16 protein-coding genes and 2 pseudogenes are annotated in these 16,557 nt (G+C 63.9%); 5 read left to right on the top strand and 13 right to left on the bottom strand.

Annotated elements, in window-relative coordinates; genetic code table 11:
• Positions 1 to 3: 3 nt before the first annotated feature.
• Genes NCS58_RS27700 through NCS58_RS27670 form a run of 7 tightly spaced genes read right to left on the bottom strand, consistent with a single transcriptional unit; the run spans position 4 to position 6,765 of the window.
• Positions 4 to 1,050: an ABC transporter substrate-binding protein gene (locus NCS58_RS27700; RefSeq protein WP_061120874.1), complete on the bottom strand. Its 1,047-nt coding sequence runs from the start codon at positions 1,048 to 1,050 to the stop codon at positions 4 to 6.
• A gap of 33 nt (positions 1,051 to 1,083) precedes the next feature.
• On the bottom strand, positions 1,084 to 2,223 hold the full coding sequence (locus tag NCS58_RS27695) for an FAD-binding oxidoreductase (protein ID WP_061120875.1): 1,140 nt from the start codon (positions 2,221 to 2,223) through the stop codon (positions 1,084 to 1,086).
• Positions 2,216 to 3,640 (bottom strand): NAD(P)/FAD-dependent oxidoreductase, encoded by a 1,425-nt coding sequence (locus NCS58_RS27690; RefSeq protein ID WP_061120876.1) that lies wholly within the window; start codon positions 3,638 to 3,640, stop codon positions 2,216 to 2,218. Before NCS58_RS27690 ends, NCS58_RS27695 begins: the two co-directional genes overlap by 8 nt.
• The gene (locus NCS58_RS27685) at positions 3,637 to 3,945 is read right to left on the bottom strand and encodes a (2Fe-2S)-binding protein (RefSeq protein WP_061120877.1); all 309 of its coding nucleotides are present in this window, start codon (positions 3,943 to 3,945) and stop codon (positions 3,637 to 3,639) included. The genes NCS58_RS27690 and NCS58_RS27685 overlap by 4 nt, the downstream gene beginning before the upstream one ends.
• Before the next feature lie 8 nt (positions 3,946 to 3,953).
• The gene (locus tag NCS58_RS27680; protein WP_061120878.1) at positions 3,954 to 4,748 is read right to left on the bottom strand and encodes an ABC transporter permease; all 795 of its coding nucleotides are present in this window, start codon (positions 4,746 to 4,748) and stop codon (positions 3,954 to 3,956) included.
• Between the two features lie 15 nt (positions 4,749 to 4,763).
• The gene (locus tag NCS58_RS27675) at positions 4,764 to 5,681 is read right to left on the bottom strand and encodes an ABC transporter permease (protein WP_061120879.1); all 918 of its coding nucleotides are present in this window, start codon (positions 5,679 to 5,681) and stop codon (positions 4,764 to 4,766) included.
• Positions 5,674 to 6,765: an ABC transporter ATP-binding protein gene (locus NCS58_RS27670; protein WP_061120880.1), complete on the bottom strand. Its 1,092-nt coding sequence runs from the start codon at positions 6,763 to 6,765 to the stop codon at positions 5,674 to 5,676. The genes NCS58_RS27675 and NCS58_RS27670 overlap by 8 nt, the downstream gene beginning before the upstream one ends.
• Positions 6,766 to 7,052: 287 nt before the next feature.
• Between NCS58_RS27670 and NCS58_RS27665 the strand changes: the two genes are divergently transcribed.
• The 3 genes and pseudogenes from NCS58_RS27665 to NCS58_RS27655 all read left to right on the top strand — a co-directional run.
• Positions 7,053 to 7,928 carry an IclR family transcriptional regulator gene (locus NCS58_RS27665; RefSeq protein WP_061120881.1) on the top strand — a complete coding sequence of 292 codons (876 nt, stop codon included), beginning with the start codon at positions 7,053 to 7,055 and terminating at the stop codon, positions 7,926 to 7,928.
• A gap of 115 nt (positions 7,929 to 8,043) precedes the next feature.
• Positions 8,044 to 8,520 (top strand): septal ring lytic transglycosylase RlpA family protein, encoded by a 477-nt coding sequence (locus NCS58_RS27660; RefSeq protein ID WP_061120882.1) that lies wholly within the window; start codon positions 8,044 to 8,046, stop codon positions 8,518 to 8,520.
• Positions 8,521 to 8,703: 183 nt separating this feature from the next.
• A pseudogene (locus NCS58_RS27655) lies at positions 8,704 to 9,402 on the top strand (GNAT family N-acetyltransferase); the annotation flags it as partial.
• 45 nt (positions 9,403 to 9,447) lie between these two features.
• Here NCS58_RS27655 and NCS58_RS27650 read toward each other — a convergent pair.
• Entirely contained in the window at positions 9,448 to 9,846 is a 399-nt protein-coding gene (locus NCS58_RS27650) for an FKBP-type peptidyl-prolyl cis-trans isomerase (protein ID WP_061120884.1), read from the bottom strand.
• A 50-nt stretch (positions 9,847 to 9,896) separates the two neighbouring features.
• A complete protein-coding gene (locus tag NCS58_RS27645) occupies positions 9,897 to 10,205 on the bottom strand; it encodes a DUF4148 domain-containing protein (protein ID WP_061120885.1) in 309 nt (102 codons plus the stop codon).
• A gap of 250 nt (positions 10,206 to 10,455) precedes the next feature.
• Between NCS58_RS27645 and NCS58_RS27640 the strand changes: the two genes are divergently transcribed.
• Both NCS58_RS27640 and NCS58_RS27635 read left to right on the top strand, forming a co-directional pair.
• Positions 10,456 to 11,718, top strand: coding sequence for an MFS transporter (locus NCS58_RS27640; protein WP_061120886.1), 1,263 nt, complete (start codon positions 10,456 to 10,458; stop codon positions 11,716 to 11,718).
• Positions 11,719 to 11,787: 69 nt separating this feature from the next.
• On the top strand, positions 11,788 to 12,717 hold the full coding sequence (locus tag NCS58_RS27635; protein ID WP_061120887.1) for a LysR family transcriptional regulator: 930 nt from the start codon (positions 11,788 to 11,790) through the stop codon (positions 12,715 to 12,717).
• A gap of 49 nt (positions 12,718 to 12,766) precedes the next feature.
• Here the strand turns inward: NCS58_RS27635 and NCS58_RS27630 are convergent, their stop codons facing one another.
• The 4 genes and pseudogenes from NCS58_RS27630 to chrA all read right to left on the bottom strand — a co-directional run bounded on the left by NCS58_RS27630 (position 12,767) and on the right by chrA (position 16,235).
• Positions 12,767 to 13,648, bottom strand: a complete 882-nt coding sequence (locus NCS58_RS27630; RefSeq protein WP_061120888.1) for a LysR family transcriptional regulator — start codon at positions 13,646 to 13,648, stop codon at positions 12,767 to 12,769.
• A gap of 125 nt (positions 13,649 to 13,773) precedes the next feature.
• Positions 13,774 to 14,610, bottom strand: coding sequence for a bifunctional allantoicase/(S)-ureidoglycine aminohydrolase (locus NCS58_RS27625; protein WP_061120889.1), 837 nt, complete (start codon positions 14,608 to 14,610; stop codon positions 13,774 to 13,776).
• A 138-nt stretch (positions 14,611 to 14,748) separates the two neighbouring features.
• Positions 14,749 to 14,898, bottom strand: a pseudogene (locus tag NCS58_RS27620) (LysR family transcriptional regulator); the annotation flags it as partial.
• 101 nt (positions 14,899 to 14,999) lie between these two features.
• On the bottom strand, positions 15,000 to 16,235 hold the full coding sequence (gene chrA, locus NCS58_RS27615; protein WP_061120891.1) for a chromate efflux transporter: 1,236 nt from the start codon (positions 16,233 to 16,235) through the stop codon (positions 15,000 to 15,002).
• Between the last annotated feature and the right edge of the window lie 322 nt (positions 16,236 to 16,557).

The raw sequence follows: 16,557 nt of genomic DNA, 5'->3' as shown, positions 1-16,557 counted from the left end.
GCGTTACTTCTCGATCTGCTGATTCCAGCGCTGATCCCACTGCGCGCGATTCGCGTTGATCGTGTCCCAGTCCACCACGGTCACTTTCTTCACGAGTGCGTTCAGGTCGCCGAGATTCTTCTCCATCTCCGGCGTCATCTTCGCCTGCGTGTTGGTGGGAATCTGCTTGCCGGCTTCGGCCGCCTTCGTCTGCGCGGGCGCCGAGAGGAGGAATTGCGCAAGCTTCTGCGCGAGCGCCGGATCCGGATTGTTCTTCACGACGCATACATCGACGAGCAGCAGCACCGCGCCTTCCTTCGGCGCGACATACGCGACCGGTAGACCCTTGTCCTTCAGATCGCCGATGGCGGTCGGCGTGAGCGGAAAGAGGCCGGCTTCGCCCGTCGTGATCATCTCCGAGAGCTTCGCCGAGTTCGGAATGTATTCGACGACGTTCGGGCCGACTGTCGTCGCCCATTTGGAAAAGCCCGGCTCGACGTTCTTCTCGCTGCCGCCGAGGATGCGGTTGATCGCAAGGAAGCCATGCAGGCCGAACGTGCTGCTCGAGGCCGACTGGAACACCACCTTGCCCTTGTACTTCGGATCGGCGAAATCCATCCACGAGGTCGGCGGCGCCCAGCCTTTTTCCTTGAAGAGCTTCGTGTTGTAGCCGATGCCGGTCATGCCGAGCTGCACGCCCGCGCCCATGTCGTCCTTCAGGCGCGCGAACGGATAGAGCTCCTTCAGCACGGGCGAATCGTCGAGCTTCTGGCACACGCCCATGCTGACGGCGCGCGCCATCACGCCGTCATCGAGGAACGCGACGTGGATTTGCGGGCTGTTGCGGTTCGCGAGCAGCTTCGCGAGCACGTCCGAGGATGTGCCCGGCACCACGACGACCTTCACGTTGTTGGCTTTCTCGAACTCGGGCAGAACCTGACTCGTATAGGCCTTTTCCATCGGTCCGCCGTTCATGCCGATATAGATCGTCTTGCTCTGGGACCAGGCGGACGGCGCAACGCCGAGCGCGACGAGCGCGGCAATCGAAACGAGTGTGCGGGGCAGCTTCATCGTGAGTTTTCCTTGTTCTGGCTGAGTGAGTGGCTAATGAGTGACGGATAGAGGCATCGAACTGAACCGTCCGATCGAGAACGCGTCGATCGGCGTGCTGGTCTCGCCCTGCGTAACCAGTTCGGCGAGCACTTCGCCGACGCCGGGCGCGAGCAGGAAGCCGCCGCCCGAAAAACCGAACGCATGCAGAAGGCGCGGCGTGGTGCGGCTTAACCCGATGATCGGATTGCCGTCCGGTGTTTCGCCTTCCACGCCGCTCCATGTGCGGATCAGGAGCGCATCGCGCAGGGCGGGCAAGAGCGCGCACGCGTCGCGCATCACGGCGCGCGTCGTGGCCGTCGATGGCTGCGCGTACTCGCCGTCGCCATGTCCGCGCCCGCCGCCGATCACGCAGTTGCCGCGCTCCACCTGACGCGCATAGATGCCGCCACCGACCACGCCGAGACTGTGCCCGATGAAAAGCGGCAGCGGCTCGGTTACCCACATGTTCGGGTAGATGGGCTTCATCGGCGCGCTTTCGCCGAAGCTCCCCGCGATGCGGTTCGCCCACGCGCCCGCGCTGTTGACGAGCCAGTCCGAACTGATGCGCTCGCGGCCCGCGCGCATCTGGAAGCGCGTGCCGTCGAAGGTGATGTCGGACAGCTCGGTCTGCTCGCGCACGTCGGCGCCCGCGCGCCGGGCGGCATGCGCAAAACCCGGCGAGACGAGACGCGGATTCGCGTGGCCGTCGCTCGGGCAGAGCGAGCCGCCGATCGCCGCAGGACCGAGCCACGGATAGCGCTGGCGAAACGCCGGGCCGCTCATCACGTGCGATTCGACGCCGTGTTCGCGCGCCATCGCGGACCATCGATCGAGCACGTCGAGATCGGCTTCGCGCCGCGCGAGACGCAGATGACCCGACACGACCATCTCGCCGTCGATGCCGATCAGCTCCGGCAAGCGGCCATAGACGCGCCGCGCGCGCACGGCGAGCGGCAGCTGTTCCGCCGTGCGTCCCTGCGTGCGCACGCCGCCGTAGTTCACGCCGCTCGCCTGCGCGCCGCAGAAGCGCCGTTCGATCAGCGCGACGCGCATGCCCGATTTCGCGAGCGCGAGTGCCGTCGACGAGCCGACGAGCCCGCCGCCCGCGATCACCACATCGAAATGACTCACACCCGCACGCGTGTCATTCATCGTGGGCTTCCTCGGGCTGCACGTGCACGCCGTCGTCGTAGAGCATCGGTGTGATCGGGATGGGCTTGATGGGCGCCTGGCTGCGCAGACGGCCGACATCGGCGAGCGGCTTGCCGGTTTCGGCGGCAAGCAGGGCGATCGCGGATTCGCCGCACATGCGGCCCTGACAGCGGCCCATGCCGATGCGCGTCAGCGACTTCAACCGGTTGACTTCCGTGGCGAGCCCGCTGCGGATGCACGCGCGCATCGTGCCCGCGGTGACGTCCTCGCAGCGGCACACGGTCATGTCGTCGGGCCAGTGCTGCGCGGCGTTCACGGGCGGCGCGAATGCATGCTCGATGCCCGCGCGGAAAACGGCGATGCGTGCGAGTTCGCGTTCGAGTTTCGTGGCATCGGGCTGCGCGCTTCGGTGCGTCACGATGCCGATGTCTTCGATCAGCGCGAGTGCGGCGCGCCGTCCCGCGAGCTCGGCGGCGTCCGCACCGGCGATGCCCGCGCCGTCGCCGGCGAGATAGACGTTGCGCGCCGAGCTGCGGCCCGCCGCGTCGCGCTCGGGGAGCCAGCAGCGATTGAGCGGGTCGAAGCGAAAGCGGCATCCGGCGAGATCCGCGAGCTGCGTTTCGGGGCGAAGGCCGAAGCCCATGCCGACGGCATCGCAGTCGAGCGAGCGTGGCTCGCCGCGACGCGTGCGCCAGCGGATGCCGCGCACGGCATCGTCGCCATCGATGCGATCGAGCGTCACGCCGCGTTCGATACGCACGCCGTGCGCCTGCAGCCATCCGACGTAATACACGCCCTTGGCGAACATCGACGGCTGGCTCAGCATGCGCGGCGCGGCGGCGGCCTGACGCGCGAGCGGGCTCGTATCGAGCACGGCCGCGACCCGCGCGCCCGCCTTCGCGTATTGATAGGCGACGAGATACAACAGCGGTCCGGTGCCCGCGAACACGACGCGCGATCCGATCGCGCAGCCTTGCGCCTTCAATGCGACCTGCGCGCCGCCGAGCGTGAATACCCCCGCGAGCGTCCAGCCGGGCAGCGGCACGATGCGATCCGTCGCGCCGCTCGCGATGATCAGATGCGTGAACGGCACGCTCGTCTCGCGGCCCGCGTGAAGGGTGTCGAGGCGGTTCTGTTCGCACGCCCACGCGAGCGTGTCGGGACGATAGTCGATCTTCGGCAGCAGCTTCGCCATCGCGTCGTGCACGGCTTCGGCTTTCTTCGCCTCGAAGCCATAGAGCGTCGCTGCACTGCGCTTGAAGCCGGCGCCGGCGGGCGGCTGTCGATAGATCTGGCCGCCCCAGCGCGCGTTTTCATCGATGACGACCGGCCGCACGCTCGCCGCGACGAGCGTCTCTGCCGCGCGAATGCCCGCCGGCCCCGCGCCGACGATCACCACACGATGCGCGCCGCTCATCGAACATCCTCCGTGACGACACGCATGCCCGCCTCCACGCGCGTCGAGCATGCGCGCATGCGCTTGCCGTCTTCGCCGCGCACCCAGCAATCCTGGCACGCGCCGATCAGGCAGAAGCCCGCGCGCGGCTTGCCGCTGAATTCGCTATGCCGCACGTGTCGTTGCCGCATGAGGATGGCGGTCAGGAGCGTATCGCCCGCGAGCGCTTCGGCCGGCACGCCATCGAGAACGAAGGGAATGCGCGCGCGATGGGTCTCATCGAGACGGACGAATTGCGGCGCATGATGAATCGTTACGGTGCTCATGAGTGGGTTCAGTGCTGGCCGATCAGAATGCGGTTGAGCCCGTACACGCGGTCGAGAATCAGCATCGCGCCCGCAGTGATGAAGATGACGAGCGCGGAGACCGACGCCATCATCGGATCGATCGATTCGGTCGCGTACATGTACATGCGCACCGGCAGCGTCACCGTTTGCGGCGATGTGACGAAGACGGACATCGTCAGCTCGTCGAAGCTGTTGATGAACGCGAGCAGCCAGCCTCCGGTGATGCCGGGCAGGATCATCGGCAGCGTGACGCGGCGGAAGGTCGTCCACGCACTCGCGCCGAGCGACGACGCGGCGTGCTCGATGCTGCGGTCCATGCCGCTCACCGACGCGAGCACGAGCCGCATCACGAACGGCGTGATGATGACCATGTGCGCGAGGATCAGCCACGCGAACGAGCCGGTTACGCCGATCAGCGCGAAGAAGCGCAGCATCGCGATGCCGAGCACGAGGCCGGGAATCACGAGCGGCGAAAGCAGCAGCGCGTTCAGGAAGCCGCGCCCGGGAAAGCGCGCGCGGCCGATCGCGAGTCCCGCGGGCAACGCGACGACGAGCGCCAGCGTCGCCGATGCGAACGCGAGCTTCACGCTGTTGAAGAACGCCGAGATGAAGTCGGGATAATCGAGAATCGCGCGGAACCAGCGCAGCGAGAGGCCGCGCGTGGGCAGCGTCAGCGTTTCTTCGGGCGTGAACGCGACGAGCACGACGATGACGAGCGGCGCCAGCACGAACAGGATCACGATCGTATGGAACGCGAGCGCGACGGGACCGTTTTTGCGCATGATGGATCGCCTCGTTCAGCCCATGCTGCGCGTGTAGCGCCGCTCGAGCACGCGATAGTAAGTGAGCATCACCACCAGATTCGCGACGAGCAGCAGCATTGCGATGGTGGCGCCGAGCGGCCAGTTCATGGAACTGAGGAACTGGTCGTAGACGGTGGTGGCCGCGACCTTCAGACGGCGTCCGCCGAGCAGTCCCGGAATCGCAAAGGCGCTCGCGGACAGGCCGAACACCATCAGACTGCCCGAAAGAATCCCCGGCACGAGTTGCGGCAGCACGATGCGCCACAGCGTGACGGCGGGCGAGGCCATCAGCGAGAGCGCGGCGTTTTCGGTCTGCGGATCGATGCGCTGGAGCGCCGTCCACACCGGGATCACCATGAACGGCAGCATCACGTGAACCAGCGCGATGACGATCGCGAACGTCGTATAAAGCAGCTTGTACGGACCGAAGCCGAATGCGCCGAGCAACTGATTCACGAGTCCGTTCACGTTGAGCAGCATGCTCCAGCCGAACGCGCGCACGACGACCGAGACGAGCAGCGGCGCGAGGATCACGAGCAAAAAGATCGAGCGCCAGGGATCGCCCATGCGCGACAGGATGTACGCCTCGGGTGTGCCGATGACGACGCACAGCAAGGTCACCAGCGCGGCGATGCCGAACGTGCGCGCGAAGATCGTGTGAAAGTACGACGACCCGAGCACTTCGGCGTAGTTGTGCAGATCGAACGCGGCGACGGGGCCCATCGCCGGATCGAAACGATAGAACGTGAGCGCGAGCGTCATCGCGAGCGGCACGATCACGAGCACCGCGAAGAGCAGGAGCGCGGGCGCGCTCATCATCCACATCGGCAGATAGGCATGCCACGGGGCGCGCCGGGTGCGTTTCGATTTCCCCGTTGCGGCGGGCTCGGAAGAGCGCAGCGTGCTATCCACGAGCGGCCTCCTGCTGGATAAAGCGGATCGACTCCGTGTTCCAGTCGATGCCTACTTGCGCGCCTTCTTCGAGCGGTTCGTCGCCGTGATTCTGGCAACACACGAGCATTTCGCCCGCGCGGCTGTCGAGCCGGTAAAGCCATTGGCTACCGAGGAAGAACCGGCTCGTCACGCGGCCGGGCAGACGTCCGCTGCCCGCCGCGCCGAGCTTCAGTTTCTCGGGGCGGATGCACACGGTCACGGCATCGCCGACGCCGATCGCGCGCTCGCGCTCCGGCAGTTGCGAGGTCGAGCCAGTCTCTGCGAGATCGTGGCCGAGATCGATGCGAATGGCCTCGCCGTCGCGCGCGACAATCGTGCCGCGCAGCATGTTGGCCTTGCCGATGAATTGCGACACGAAGCTCGTCTCGGGACGCTCATACGCACGATACGGCGTATCGACCTGCGTGATGCGGCCCGCTTCCATCACGACGACGCGATCGCTGATCGACAGCGCTTCCGACTGATCGTGCGTGACCATGATCGTCGTCGTGCCGATCTTGCGCTGAATGCCGCGCAGCTCGAACTGCATGTCCTCGCGCAGCTTCGCGTCGAGGTTCGACATCGGCTCGTCGAGCAGCAGCACGGGCGGCGCGATGACGATCGCGCGCGCGAGCGCCACGCGCTGACGTTGGCCGCCGGACAGTTCGCGCGGAAAACGATGCGCGAACGCGTCGAGCCGCACGAGCGACAGCGCCTCGCGCACGCGCTCGCGGCGCTCGCTCTTGTCGATGCCGCGCATCTCCAGCCCGAAGCTCACGTTCTGCTCGACGCTCATGTGCGGAAAGAGGGCGTAGCTCTGGAACACGATCCCGAGTCCGCGCCGGTTCGGGCGCATGTGCGTGATGTCGCGGCCATCGAGCATGATGCGCCCGCGCGTCGCTTCGATGAATCCCGCGATCATCTGCAAGGTCGTGGTCTTGCCGCAGCCCGACGGCCCGAGCAGCGAGACGAATTCGCCCTTCTCGACCGACAGATTGACGTCGGCGACGGCGTGCAGATCGCCGAACGATTTCGAAAGATCGGTCAACGTGAGAAACGACATGGCCTGCCCCTTCGGCGCGGCGCGCGCCGGCGATGTACGACTGATTCCGATGAAATGGACTCTAGCCAGCCAAATTCCGAAGCGTCAATTTAAAATTCCAGTGAGTGATTGAAAGTTGATGCCAAATTTCGAACAGCGGAATTGTTTGCTTCTTAGACTGTGGTTTATTCTGCTTAACGTGATCTGGGTAATCCCTTAGATTGCGCAACCCGCGCGGATCGGGTCGAATAGTGGCGGAAAGAGCGCGCAGCGCGGCCATTCCATCGAATGGAATAAACGAGGCGAAGATGAAGGCTTCTGACGAAGGAAACGGAACATCGGCGCCGGAAACGCCCGGCGTCGGCATGCTCGAGCGTGCGTTCGCCGTGATCCGCGCCCTCGGCGAGGATCAGGCCGAAGGCAGTCGTGTCACCGCGCTCGCGAAGGCGGTCGGACTCACGCAGGCGACGGTGCACCGCATCTTGCACGCGCTGATCGCTGAAGGCGTCGTCGAACAGGACGAAGGGACCAAGCGCTATCGGTTGAGCGTCGACTTCTTTTCGCTGGCGGCGCGCGCGGGCAACCCGAGCCGGATGCGCACGCTGTGCCGGCCTGCGCTGCTGCGGCTATGCGCGAGTCTCGGCGACACCATCTTCCTGCTCGTGAAGAGCAGCTTCGATGCGGTATGCCTCGACATGTGCGAAGGCCCGTTCCCGATCCGCTCCTTTACCGGCGACGTGGGCGGACGCGTGGCGCTGGGCGTCGGGCAGGGCAGCCTCGCGATTCTCGCGTTTCAACCCGAGGAAGAGCGCGAGGAGATCATCCGCTTCAACGTGCCGCGGCTGCATAACTATGGCGTGTTCGACGAGGTCTATCTGCGCACCGAGATCGAGCGCGTGCGTGCGCAAGGTTATGCCGGGCGCAACAGCGGGCTGATCGACGGCATGGCGGGCGTCGCGGTGCCGATTCTCGATCGTTCCGGGCTTGCGGTCGGCGCGCTGAGCGTCGGCACGCTGTCGACGCGTCTCGGCGAAGACCGCCTGCCGATGGTGGTCGAGTTGCTGAAGCGTCAGGCCGCGATTATCGGGCCGCAGATCAATCCGTTCGATGTGGCCGCGCGTCGCCCGGTCCACGGTCTGACGCGCGCGATGGCGACCCGGCCGTTGTCCGCTCCGGAGCAGTAGCGCTCACGGGCTCAACCGGCTCACCGTGCGGGCGTTCGATCCATTGAGCAGACGGAAACGGATCGATCCCTGCTACCAGGAAGCCACGAGACGTCGAGTTCAAGAGGAAAGGAACATGAAACGGCTTCGGACATTCGTATGCGTGATCGTGTCGTGCTGCATGAGCACGGCGTATCCCGCACACAAGACGGCATCCGCCAGCGGCCATCACACGAAGGCCACATCCGCTCATGAACGCGGTCTCGACCGCTCGGGCAATCCGCGCAAGGGCAAGGCTTCGTACTATGGCCACAAGTTCTACAAGAAGAAGATGGCCGACGGCACGCAGATGAATCCGCAATCCGACGCGGCCGCCAGCAAGACGCTCCCGCTCGGTACTAAAGCACGGGTCACGAATCTCGAGAACGGCAATAGCGAAGTGGTGCAGATTCGGGATCGCGGCCCGTATGTGAAGGACAGGATCGTCGATGTTTCGCCGAAGACGGCGGACAAGCTCGGGATCAAGAAGGAGGGCACGGCGGCGGTCGAAGTCAAGCCGATCGAAGTTCCTCAGCCTGATGGCACCGTGAAGCTGGGCGCGGGGGCGCGCTAGGTGCGTGCATTTTCCGGGACGGTATGGGCTTTCGCCGGATGCCGCTTTCTACTTGGTTTATTTGCAGAGGGGCAACGCCAATAGACCGACACGCTAACGGGAACCGGCGAAGCCCGATTAACACACAACGCGATGACGCGCCGTACTCTCACTCCTTCTCACGCAACCGGAGTTCCTTCACGCATGACGAGAACCAACGAATATCAGCAGCCCATCGGCGAAGCGGTGATCGACTGGACGCCGCGCGAGCGGCCCGCGCGCATCGCCATCGAAGGCAAGCATTGCCGCATCGAGCCGCTCGATGCGGATCGCCACGCGGCCGATCTCTTCGACGCCTATGGACAGGCCCCGGACGGCAGCGACTGGACCTATCTCTTCGTCGGACCGTTCACGGACTTCGACGCGTTCCGCGACTACCTGACGAAAGCCGCGGCATCCACCGATCCGCTTCACTACACCGTCGTCGATTCCGCGAGCGGCAAGGCGGTCGGCACACTCGCGCTGATGCGCATCGAGCCTGTGCATGGTGTCATCGAAATGGGCAGCGTCACGTTTTCGCCCTTGCTCAAGCAGACGCGCATATCGACGGAAGCGCAGTATCTGTTGATGCGTCATGTCTTCGACGACCTGGGGTATCGGCGCTACGAATGGAAGTGCGACAGCCTGAACGCGCCTTCGCGCAAGACCGCGCTGCGGCTCGGCTTCGAGTTCGAAGGCATCTTCAGGCAGGCGATCGTCTATAAGGGACGCAATCGCGATACCGCCTGGTACGCGATCATCGACAAGGACTGGCCGCGCATACGGCGCGCTTTCGAGCGCTGGCTCGCCGACGACAACTTCGACGCGAACGGCAAGCAACGTGCATCGCTTGCGCAGTTGCGGGAGGAGGGCGGCAAGTGAATCGAATGCCGCCCCGGTGACTTGCTTTTACTTGCCGATGCCGAGCAGTTCGACCTCGAACGTCAGGTCGCTGTTCGGCGGGATCGCGCCGACGCCACGATCCCCGTAGGCGGTTGCCGCGGGGCACGTCAGCTTCGCCTTGCCGCCGACCTTGATCTTCTGCACGCCCTGGGTCCAGCACGGAATCACCCGGTTGAGCGGGAAGGTCGCGGGGCCGCCGTGCTTGCTCGAACTGTCGAACTCGGTGCCGTTGGCAAGCGTGCCGCGATAGTTGACGCTTACCACGTCGTCGGCTTTCGGTTGCGCACCCGTGCCTTGTTTGATGTGTTCGACGACCACGCCCGATGGCAATTTGTCGACGGCGTTGGCGGCGAACGCGCTCGATGCGATGACCGATGCTGCGAGCAAGGCGATGACTGTTTTCATGCGATAACCTCGTTGGACGGAACGCCGATTATATCGGTAGCCTTCCCGCCTCAATCCGGCCGCGCCTGCGGGCATTCCGCCTGATACCAGCGATCGACCTGACGCTGCGCCGCGTGCAGATCGTCCGGATAGTACGGATCGAAAAACTTGGATGGGTCGTATCCGGCCCGCTCCAGCGCCGCCAGTTCGCTCAGGTTGCGCTCGCGCGTGGGCGGCGCGTGGTTCCTGAGCGCGGTGAGGTCGCGGCATTGCGTTGCGCTCAGGTTCGTCGCACTTTGCTGCGTGCCGCCCGCGACGCAGCCGGCGAGCGAGATTGCCAGCGCTGAGAGCGTCGCGCGGATTTTCAGTAGTTTGGTCATGTCGTGCTCCTTCTGCCCGTGTCTGAAGGTTACTGCATACACGAAGCGTCCATCCGAAGTATCCCTGGTACGGCCTGAAGCGCATCGTCCATACCCGGCGACGACTACGGTTGCGCCATTGTTTGCATTTCGCAAATGACGCATTCGCCGGTTCGGCCGTTCTTTTCAAACCGTGTCTGGGCCACTCTCTGTTGCGTCGGCGAGGCGCACTGCGACGAATCCGCCGGCGATTCTGACTCAGGAGACAAAGATGACCTCGAAACGGTGGGATACGTCCTACGAATGGAAAGCGGTGACGCTCCTTGCGCTCGGCTTCGGCCTCGTGGGCCTCGATCGGTGGCTGATCGCGCCGCTCTTCCCGGCGATCATGAAGGACCTGCATCTCACCGCGCAGGACGTCGGCAACTGCATCGGCGTACTGGGTCTCTCATGGGGCGTGTTCGCGGCGCTGATGGGCGGCATCTCCGACAAGATCGGGCGACGCAAGGTGCTGATCCCCGCGATCATCGCTTTCTCGCTGCTCTCCGGTTTCTCGGGCGTCGCGGGCGGTCTCGCCAGTCTGATCGCCGTGCGCGCGCTCATGGGCGTGGCCGAAGGCTCGTTCTGCCCGACGAGCTTCGCCGCGACCGCGGACGCGTCCCATCCGAAACGGCGCGGCTTCAATCTCGGGCTCCAGCAAAGCGGCTTCGCGCTGTTCGGGCTCGCGCTTTCGCCGATCATCGCCACGCAATTGCTCAACGTGGTCTCATGGCGCTGGGTCTTCGCGCTCGTCTCCGTTCCCGGCCTGATTCTCGGGCTGCTGATGTTCTTCGTGATTCGCGAGCCGCGAGCGATCGAGCCGGCGTCTACGGATCGGCAGGCGACGGTCGCAGAGGGCAACTGGCGCGACGTGCTGAAGCGTCGCAACATTCCCGTCGCCATGATTGCGCTCTTCTGTGCGATGACCGGAGTCTTCGTGCTCGGCGCGATGCTGCCGCTTTACCTTACCGAATACCTTTCGCTGGACACTCAGCGCATGGGCATCGTGGTGTCGGCAATCGGCTTTGGCGGCTTCGTCGGGCAGTTCGGTCTGCCGGGGCTTTCCGATATCGTCGGCCGGCGGCTCGCGAGCATCGCCGGCTTCGCGGGCACGGCGGTCATGCTGTATGTGTTTCGCGGTCTCGGGGCGCAGCCGCTCGTCCTCTTCGTCGTGCTGTTCGTCGCGTCCTTCTTTACGCTGGGCCTCGTTTCGCTGCTCTCCGGGCCGGTCGCGACGGAGGCGGCGCCCGTTGGCATGGTGTCGACCGCAATCGGCATCGTGGTGGGCGCAGGGGAGATTTTCGGCGGTGGGGTGGCGCCGGCGCTCTCCGGATTCGTCGCGACACGATTCGGCATCCAGAATATTCTCTGGCTACCGATCTGCGCCGTGCTGCTCGGTATCGGCGTAAGTTTGCTGCTCGAAGAAACCGCGCCCGCCAGGGTGCGCCGCAATGCGCGGGCGGTCGAGCTCACTGGAAGCGAGCAGCCCGAGTAAGTGTGCCGCCCGGGAGCCTCGCGCGCAGCGGATACACTGACATGCTGGACACGATCGAAAGGAACCAGCATGGATCGTTTTCTCAGCATCGAGGCCTTCGTGCGGGTCGCGGAGACCAGCAGCTTCGCGGAGGCCGCGCGTCAGCTCGGGGTGGCCAGCTCGGTGGTCACGACGCGCATCCAGCAGCTCGAAAAGTTTCTCAACGTGCCGCTGTTTCATCGCAGCACGCGGCACGTGCGGCTGTCCGACGTCGGCGAGGCGTTCTATCGGGACTGCGCGGAAGTGGTGGGACGCGTCAACGAACTGACCGACCAGATGCGCGAGTTGCGCGCAACCCCGACCGGGCGGCTGCGCATCCAGATGCTGCCGGGCTTCGCGCTGGGTCACTTCGGCGCGTCGATGGCCGAATTCAATCGACGGTATCCCGGTATCCAGCTCGACGTGATCGTCAATGACCGCGTCGTCGATCCGATCGAGGAAGGCTTCGACGTCGCCTTCCAGATTTTCCCGGCGATCTCCGAATCCTTGATCGAGCGGCGTCTTTTCACCGTCCGGCGTTTGTTTTGCGCGGCGCCCGCGTATTTGCAAGAGCATGGCGCGCCGCGGCATCCGCGTGAATTGCTGGATCACAGGACGGCGCTCTATTCGGGCTATCCGTCGCGCAATCGCTGGACGATGACGCGCGGCGACGAGGTCGTCGAAATCGAATTGCCCGGCATCATCCGCTCCAATTCCGTCCATCTGCTGCACGATTACGCGCTGACGGGCGGCGGGATCGTGTGCCTGCCGACGCTGGTGGCGAGCGCGTCGCTGCTGAATGGGGCGCTCGTGCCGATTCTGGCGGACTACGCACTCTCACCGATGAACTTTGCAGCCGTCTATCCGGCGACGCAGCGTCAGGGGCTCAAGGTGAAGGCGCTGGTCGAGTTTCTCGCCGAGCGACTGGGCCCGGAGCCGGCGTGGGACGTGCCGCTCATCGAGCGCGGATGGGTTCAGTAAGCCATGCAACTAATCGTCTGTCCCGCAACCAGCCTTTGAACGCTGCCAGTCACCGACGCTGCGGCCCGAACATCCGCGACAAGGCCCGTGCAAGCGCCTTCACAACGGCGTCGGCGGTTGGGCGATGCATCAGCGCGATGTCCATCGTCTCGATGGCCGGCAGCCCGCTTTTCGTCGTCAACACGACGTGATCGGGCGCAACGGCCCGCGCCGGGAGAAGGCTGATGCCCAGACCATCGGCGACGGCCGCCTGAATGCCGCTCAGACTCGAACTGATGAAGCTCAGGCGCCAGCGTCGTCCGATGCTTTCGATCGCGTTGGTCATGTCGTCGCGATACAGCCCGCGTGGCGGGAAGGCGACGAGCGGAATCGGATCGAGTCCGATCGACGGACTCTTCGCGCTGTCGATCCATCTTAGTTGCTCCGGCCAGTTCGCGACGGCCTCGCGGCTATTGCGCCGCTGCTTCACGAGGACCAGATCGAGCTCACCGCGATCGTAGCTGTTGCTGATGTCGCGGCACAGTCCGCTCGTCACTTCGAGCTTCACCTGCGGATGCTTGCGATTGAACGCGGCGAGCATGTGCGTCGTCGGCCCGCCGACGAAGTCTTCCGGCACGCCGAGACGCACCGTCAGGCCGACGTTCGCACCGGATAGCGCCTCGATCATTTCATCGTTGAGTGCGAGCATCCGGCGGGCGTAGGCGAGCAGCGTTTCTCCGGCGTCGGTCGGAAGGACGTCGCGGCTGCCGCGTTCGAGCAGCTTGTGTCCCGCCATTTCCTCCAGGCGACGCACCTTCTGGCTCACTGTCGACTGCGTCGAATGAAGCCGTGCGGCGGCTGCGGTGAAGGTGCCGCAATCGGCCACCATGACGATGGCTTTCAGCAGATCCAGGTCGAAGAGCGGGGTACGGGCTTGGGGAACGTTTTTCATCGACCCGGTCGATCTTTGAATTTCGGACTTTGACTTCTATCACGCGTGACCGGGCGCTGGCAATCACACAGCGTTCGTTCGGGCGGCACGCCCGATTAAAAGCGCGTGCCGCATCGCGCGAGAAATCAGCGCAGTGAGTTGAGCGTCAGCTTCATGTGACGGTTGACGTCCTTGTACAGCAGATAGCGGAAACGGCTCGGGCCGCCTGCATAACACGCTTGCGGGCAGAATGCGCGCAGCCACATGAAGTCACCGGCTTCGACTTCGACCCAGTCCTGATTCAGCCGATAAACCGCCTTGCCTTCCAGCACATAGAGACCGTGTTCCATCACGTGCGTTTCCGCGAACGGGATGACGCCGCCGGGCTGGAACGTGACGATGTTCACGTGCATGTCGTGACGCATGTCGCTGGTATCGACGAAGCGCGTCGTCACCCAGCGTCCTTCGGTGCCGGGCATCGGAATCGGCTCCACGTCCTGCTCGTTCGTCACGAACGCTTCGGGCAGCGGCACGCCATCCACGGCTTCATAGTGCTTGCGGACCCAGTGGAAGCGGGCGGTATCTTTATGACGATTGCGCAATTGCCAGTTCGTGCCGGGCGGAATGAACGCATAGCCGCCGGTCTTCAGCACGTGCAGGGTGCCTTGCAGCGTTACTTCGATTTCGCCTTCGACGACGAACAGCACGCCTTCGGCTTTCGGGTCCTGTTCCGGATGCTCGCTGCCGCCGCCGGACGCCACTTCCATGATGTATTGCGAGAACGTTTCGGCAAAGCCCGACAGAGGCCGCGCCAATACCCACAGACGCGTCTTGTCCCAGAACGGCAGATGACTGGTGACGATATCGCGCATCACGCCTTTGGGGATGACGGCATATGCTTCGGTGAACATCGCGCGATCGGTCAGCAACTCTGTCTGTGATGGATGACCGCCATGAGGCGCGTAGTAGGTATTGGTTGACATAGGTAAGTCTCCGTTGGGGTCCACGCCGTCGCACTGAAGGCGACGCCGTGCTGGACCTGTACAAAAATATAGGAGACGCGGGGTATCGACAAATTAAATGTTCGAATGCGGGGTATCCGTTTTCTGAATGGGATCGCAGCCGGTGCTGCGCTCGAGGTCGGCGATGCGCTTGCTGACCGCCGACAGCGTCATGCTCGTGCGGTCGGCGGCGCGCGTGAGACTGCCGAGCTCGGCGACGACGATGAAAAGCCGCAGTGAGTGCAGATCGTAGTGAAAGTAGCTCGTCATGATGTGACTTCACGGGAGGCGTGCCGTGCCGTTATGAAACGTCGGTCCGATGCGCGTCGCAGGAGACGATCGCGGCAAATTCCATCATTGGCTAAGGAACATCAAAAAAGTGCAATGCACATGCCGACGCCCGTACTCAGGAGCACCACAGCGAGCGGCGGTAATCTGAGTTTGAGCGTGATGCCGAGAGCGATAGCCCAGAAAACAACGTCGGCCAGCGAGCGCACCGTGGTGGTCCATAACGGATCATAAAGCGCATGCGCAAGCAGCCCGACCACCGCCGCATTGATCCCGGCGAGCGGCCCCCGCATGGCCGTGTGCCGGCTCGCTGCTTCCCAGAAAGGAAGCGCGCCGGCGACGAGCAATAGCCCGGGAAGAAAGATGGCGATCGTCGCGATCGCCGCGCCGCCCCACGATTGCGGTACGCCGATGCTCCATCCGAGAAACGTTGCAAACGTGAAGAGCGGCCCCGGCAACGCTTGTGCTGCAGCATAGCCGCCGAGAAAGAGGTTCGTGCCGATCCAGCCCGAGTCGACTGTCGCCGCTTTCAGCAACGGAAGCACGACATGACCGCCGCCGAACACCAGCGCGCCGGAACGAAAGAAAGCATCGAATAAGCGAATGCCTTGAAGTCGCGTGACGTCGGCGACGACCGGAAGGACGATCAATAAGACTGCAAAGGTGCTCAGACAAGCGTATGCCGCGACACGCGAGAATGGCACGCAAAAGATGCTCGCGGAGTCGATCGATGCGGCTTCGGTTTCATACGCAATCGAAGGTCGCAAGAGCAGCGATCCGAGAAACGCGCCTCCGAGGAGCACCATCCATTGGCTCCATGCCAGAGGCGATATGAAAAGACATGCTCCGGCGAGCAGAGCGATGGCGGCATGTCGCACTCCGGGGCACAAGCGCCGCGCCATGTCGAGCAGCGCTTGAGTCACGATCACTACGGCAGCCAGCTTCAGGCCGTGAACGAGCGCGTCTCCGAGCGTGTTATGAAAAGCGAAGGGTGCTGCGATCGCGACGGCGACCATGGCGACGACAGAGGGCAATGTGAAGCCGCACCATGCCATGAATCCGCCCAACCAGCCGGCCCTGAGCAATCCAATCGAGAATCCCACCTGGCTGCTTGCCGGGCCGGGCAAGATCTGACACAAAGCGACGAGTTGAGCGAATTGCGCATCATTCAGCCATTGCCGACGCGTGACGAATTCATGGCGAAAATAGCCGATATGAGCGGTAGGACCGCCGAAAGACGTCAAGCCAAGTTTCAGGAAGGCGAGAAAGACCGATCGCGCAGCGCGCGAGTCAAAGGATTTCGGCTTCGCTCGTAGCATCTTTTCATTCTTCTGTTGCGACCGTGGAAGCGTGCATTATGACCTATGAGGGCAGCGGTCTTGTCGCGTCTTTGCAATCGCAGTGCTTTGTGCCAGGAGCGGAAACATTTAACGCAAATCAAATGACGACCGCCTCGCGATCTTTAACCTGTACCTTCAAAGCAAGCATTTGCGAGTCGATGCAATGGGAAAGATCATTGGATTAGTCGGCGTCGTCGTGTTGATAGTTATCGTCGTTGCTGTCCTTGTCGTTCAGTGCACGATTTGGCGAAACGCCGATTAGAGAGAATCGACGGGATTCGCCAAGGCGTGTCGCTGACAG

Source organism: Caballeronia sp. INML3B (assembly GCF_023631305.1).
Lineage (GTDB): Bacteria > Pseudomonadota > Gammaproteobacteria > Burkholderiales > Burkholderiaceae > Caballeronia > Caballeronia turbans.
The sequence above is the reverse complement of the archived record's forward strand: the minus strand, read 5'-3'. Positions and strand labels throughout refer to the sequence as shown.

Coding starts and splice junctions, on each gene's coding strand:
- chrA (WP_061120891.1), bottom strand. CDS start 16,235: ATGCTACGAGCGAAGCCGAAATCCTTTGACTCGCGCGCTGCGCGATCG.
- NCS58_RS27685 (WP_061120877.1), bottom strand. CDS start 3,945: ATGAGCACCGTAACGATTCATCATGCGCCGCAATTCGTCCGTCTCGAT.
- NCS58_RS27660 (WP_061120882.1), top strand. CDS start 8,044: ATGAAACGGCTTCGGACATTCGTATGCGTGATCGTGTCGTGCTGCATG.
- NCS58_RS27665 (WP_061120881.1), top strand. CDS start 7,053: ATGAAGGCTTCTGACGAAGGAAACGGAACATCGGCGCCGGAAACGCCC.
- NCS58_RS27680 (WP_061120878.1), bottom strand. CDS start 4,748: ATGCGCAAAAACGGTCCCGTCGCGCTCGCGTTCCATACGATCGTGATC.
- NCS58_RS27690 (WP_061120876.1), bottom strand. CDS start 3,640: ATGAGCGGCGCGCATCGTGTGGTGATCGTCGGCGCGGGGCCGGCGGGC.
- NCS58_RS27645 (WP_061120885.1), bottom strand. CDS start 10,205: ATGACCAAACTACTGAAAATCCGCGCGACGCTCTCAGCGCTGGCAATC.
- NCS58_RS27635 (WP_061120887.1), top strand. CDS start 11,788: ATGGATCGTTTTCTCAGCATCGAGGCCTTCGTGCGGGTCGCGGAGACC.
- NCS58_RS27630 (WP_061120888.1), bottom strand. CDS start 13,648: ATGAAAAACGTTCCCCAAGCCCGTACCCCGCTCTTCGACCTGGATCTG.
- NCS58_RS27700 (WP_061120874.1), bottom strand. CDS start 1,050: ATGAAGCTGCCCCGCACACTCGTTTCGATTGCCGCGCTCGTCGCGCTC.
- NCS58_RS27625 (WP_061120889.1), bottom strand. CDS start 14,610: ATGTCAACCAATACCTACTACGCGCCTCATGGCGGTCATCCATCACAG.
- NCS58_RS27695 (WP_061120875.1), bottom strand. CDS start 2,223: ATGAATGACACGCGTGCGGGTGTGAGTCATTTCGATGTGGTGATCGCG.
- NCS58_RS27650 (WP_061120884.1), bottom strand. CDS start 9,846: ATGAAAACAGTCATCGCCTTGCTCGCAGCATCGGTCATCGCATCGAGC.
- NCS58_RS27640 (WP_061120886.1), top strand. CDS start 10,456: ATGACCTCGAAACGGTGGGATACGTCCTACGAATGGAAAGCGGTGACG.
- NCS58_RS27670 (WP_061120880.1), bottom strand. CDS start 6,765: ATGTCGTTTCTCACGTTGACCGATCTTTCGAAATCGTTCGGCGATCTG.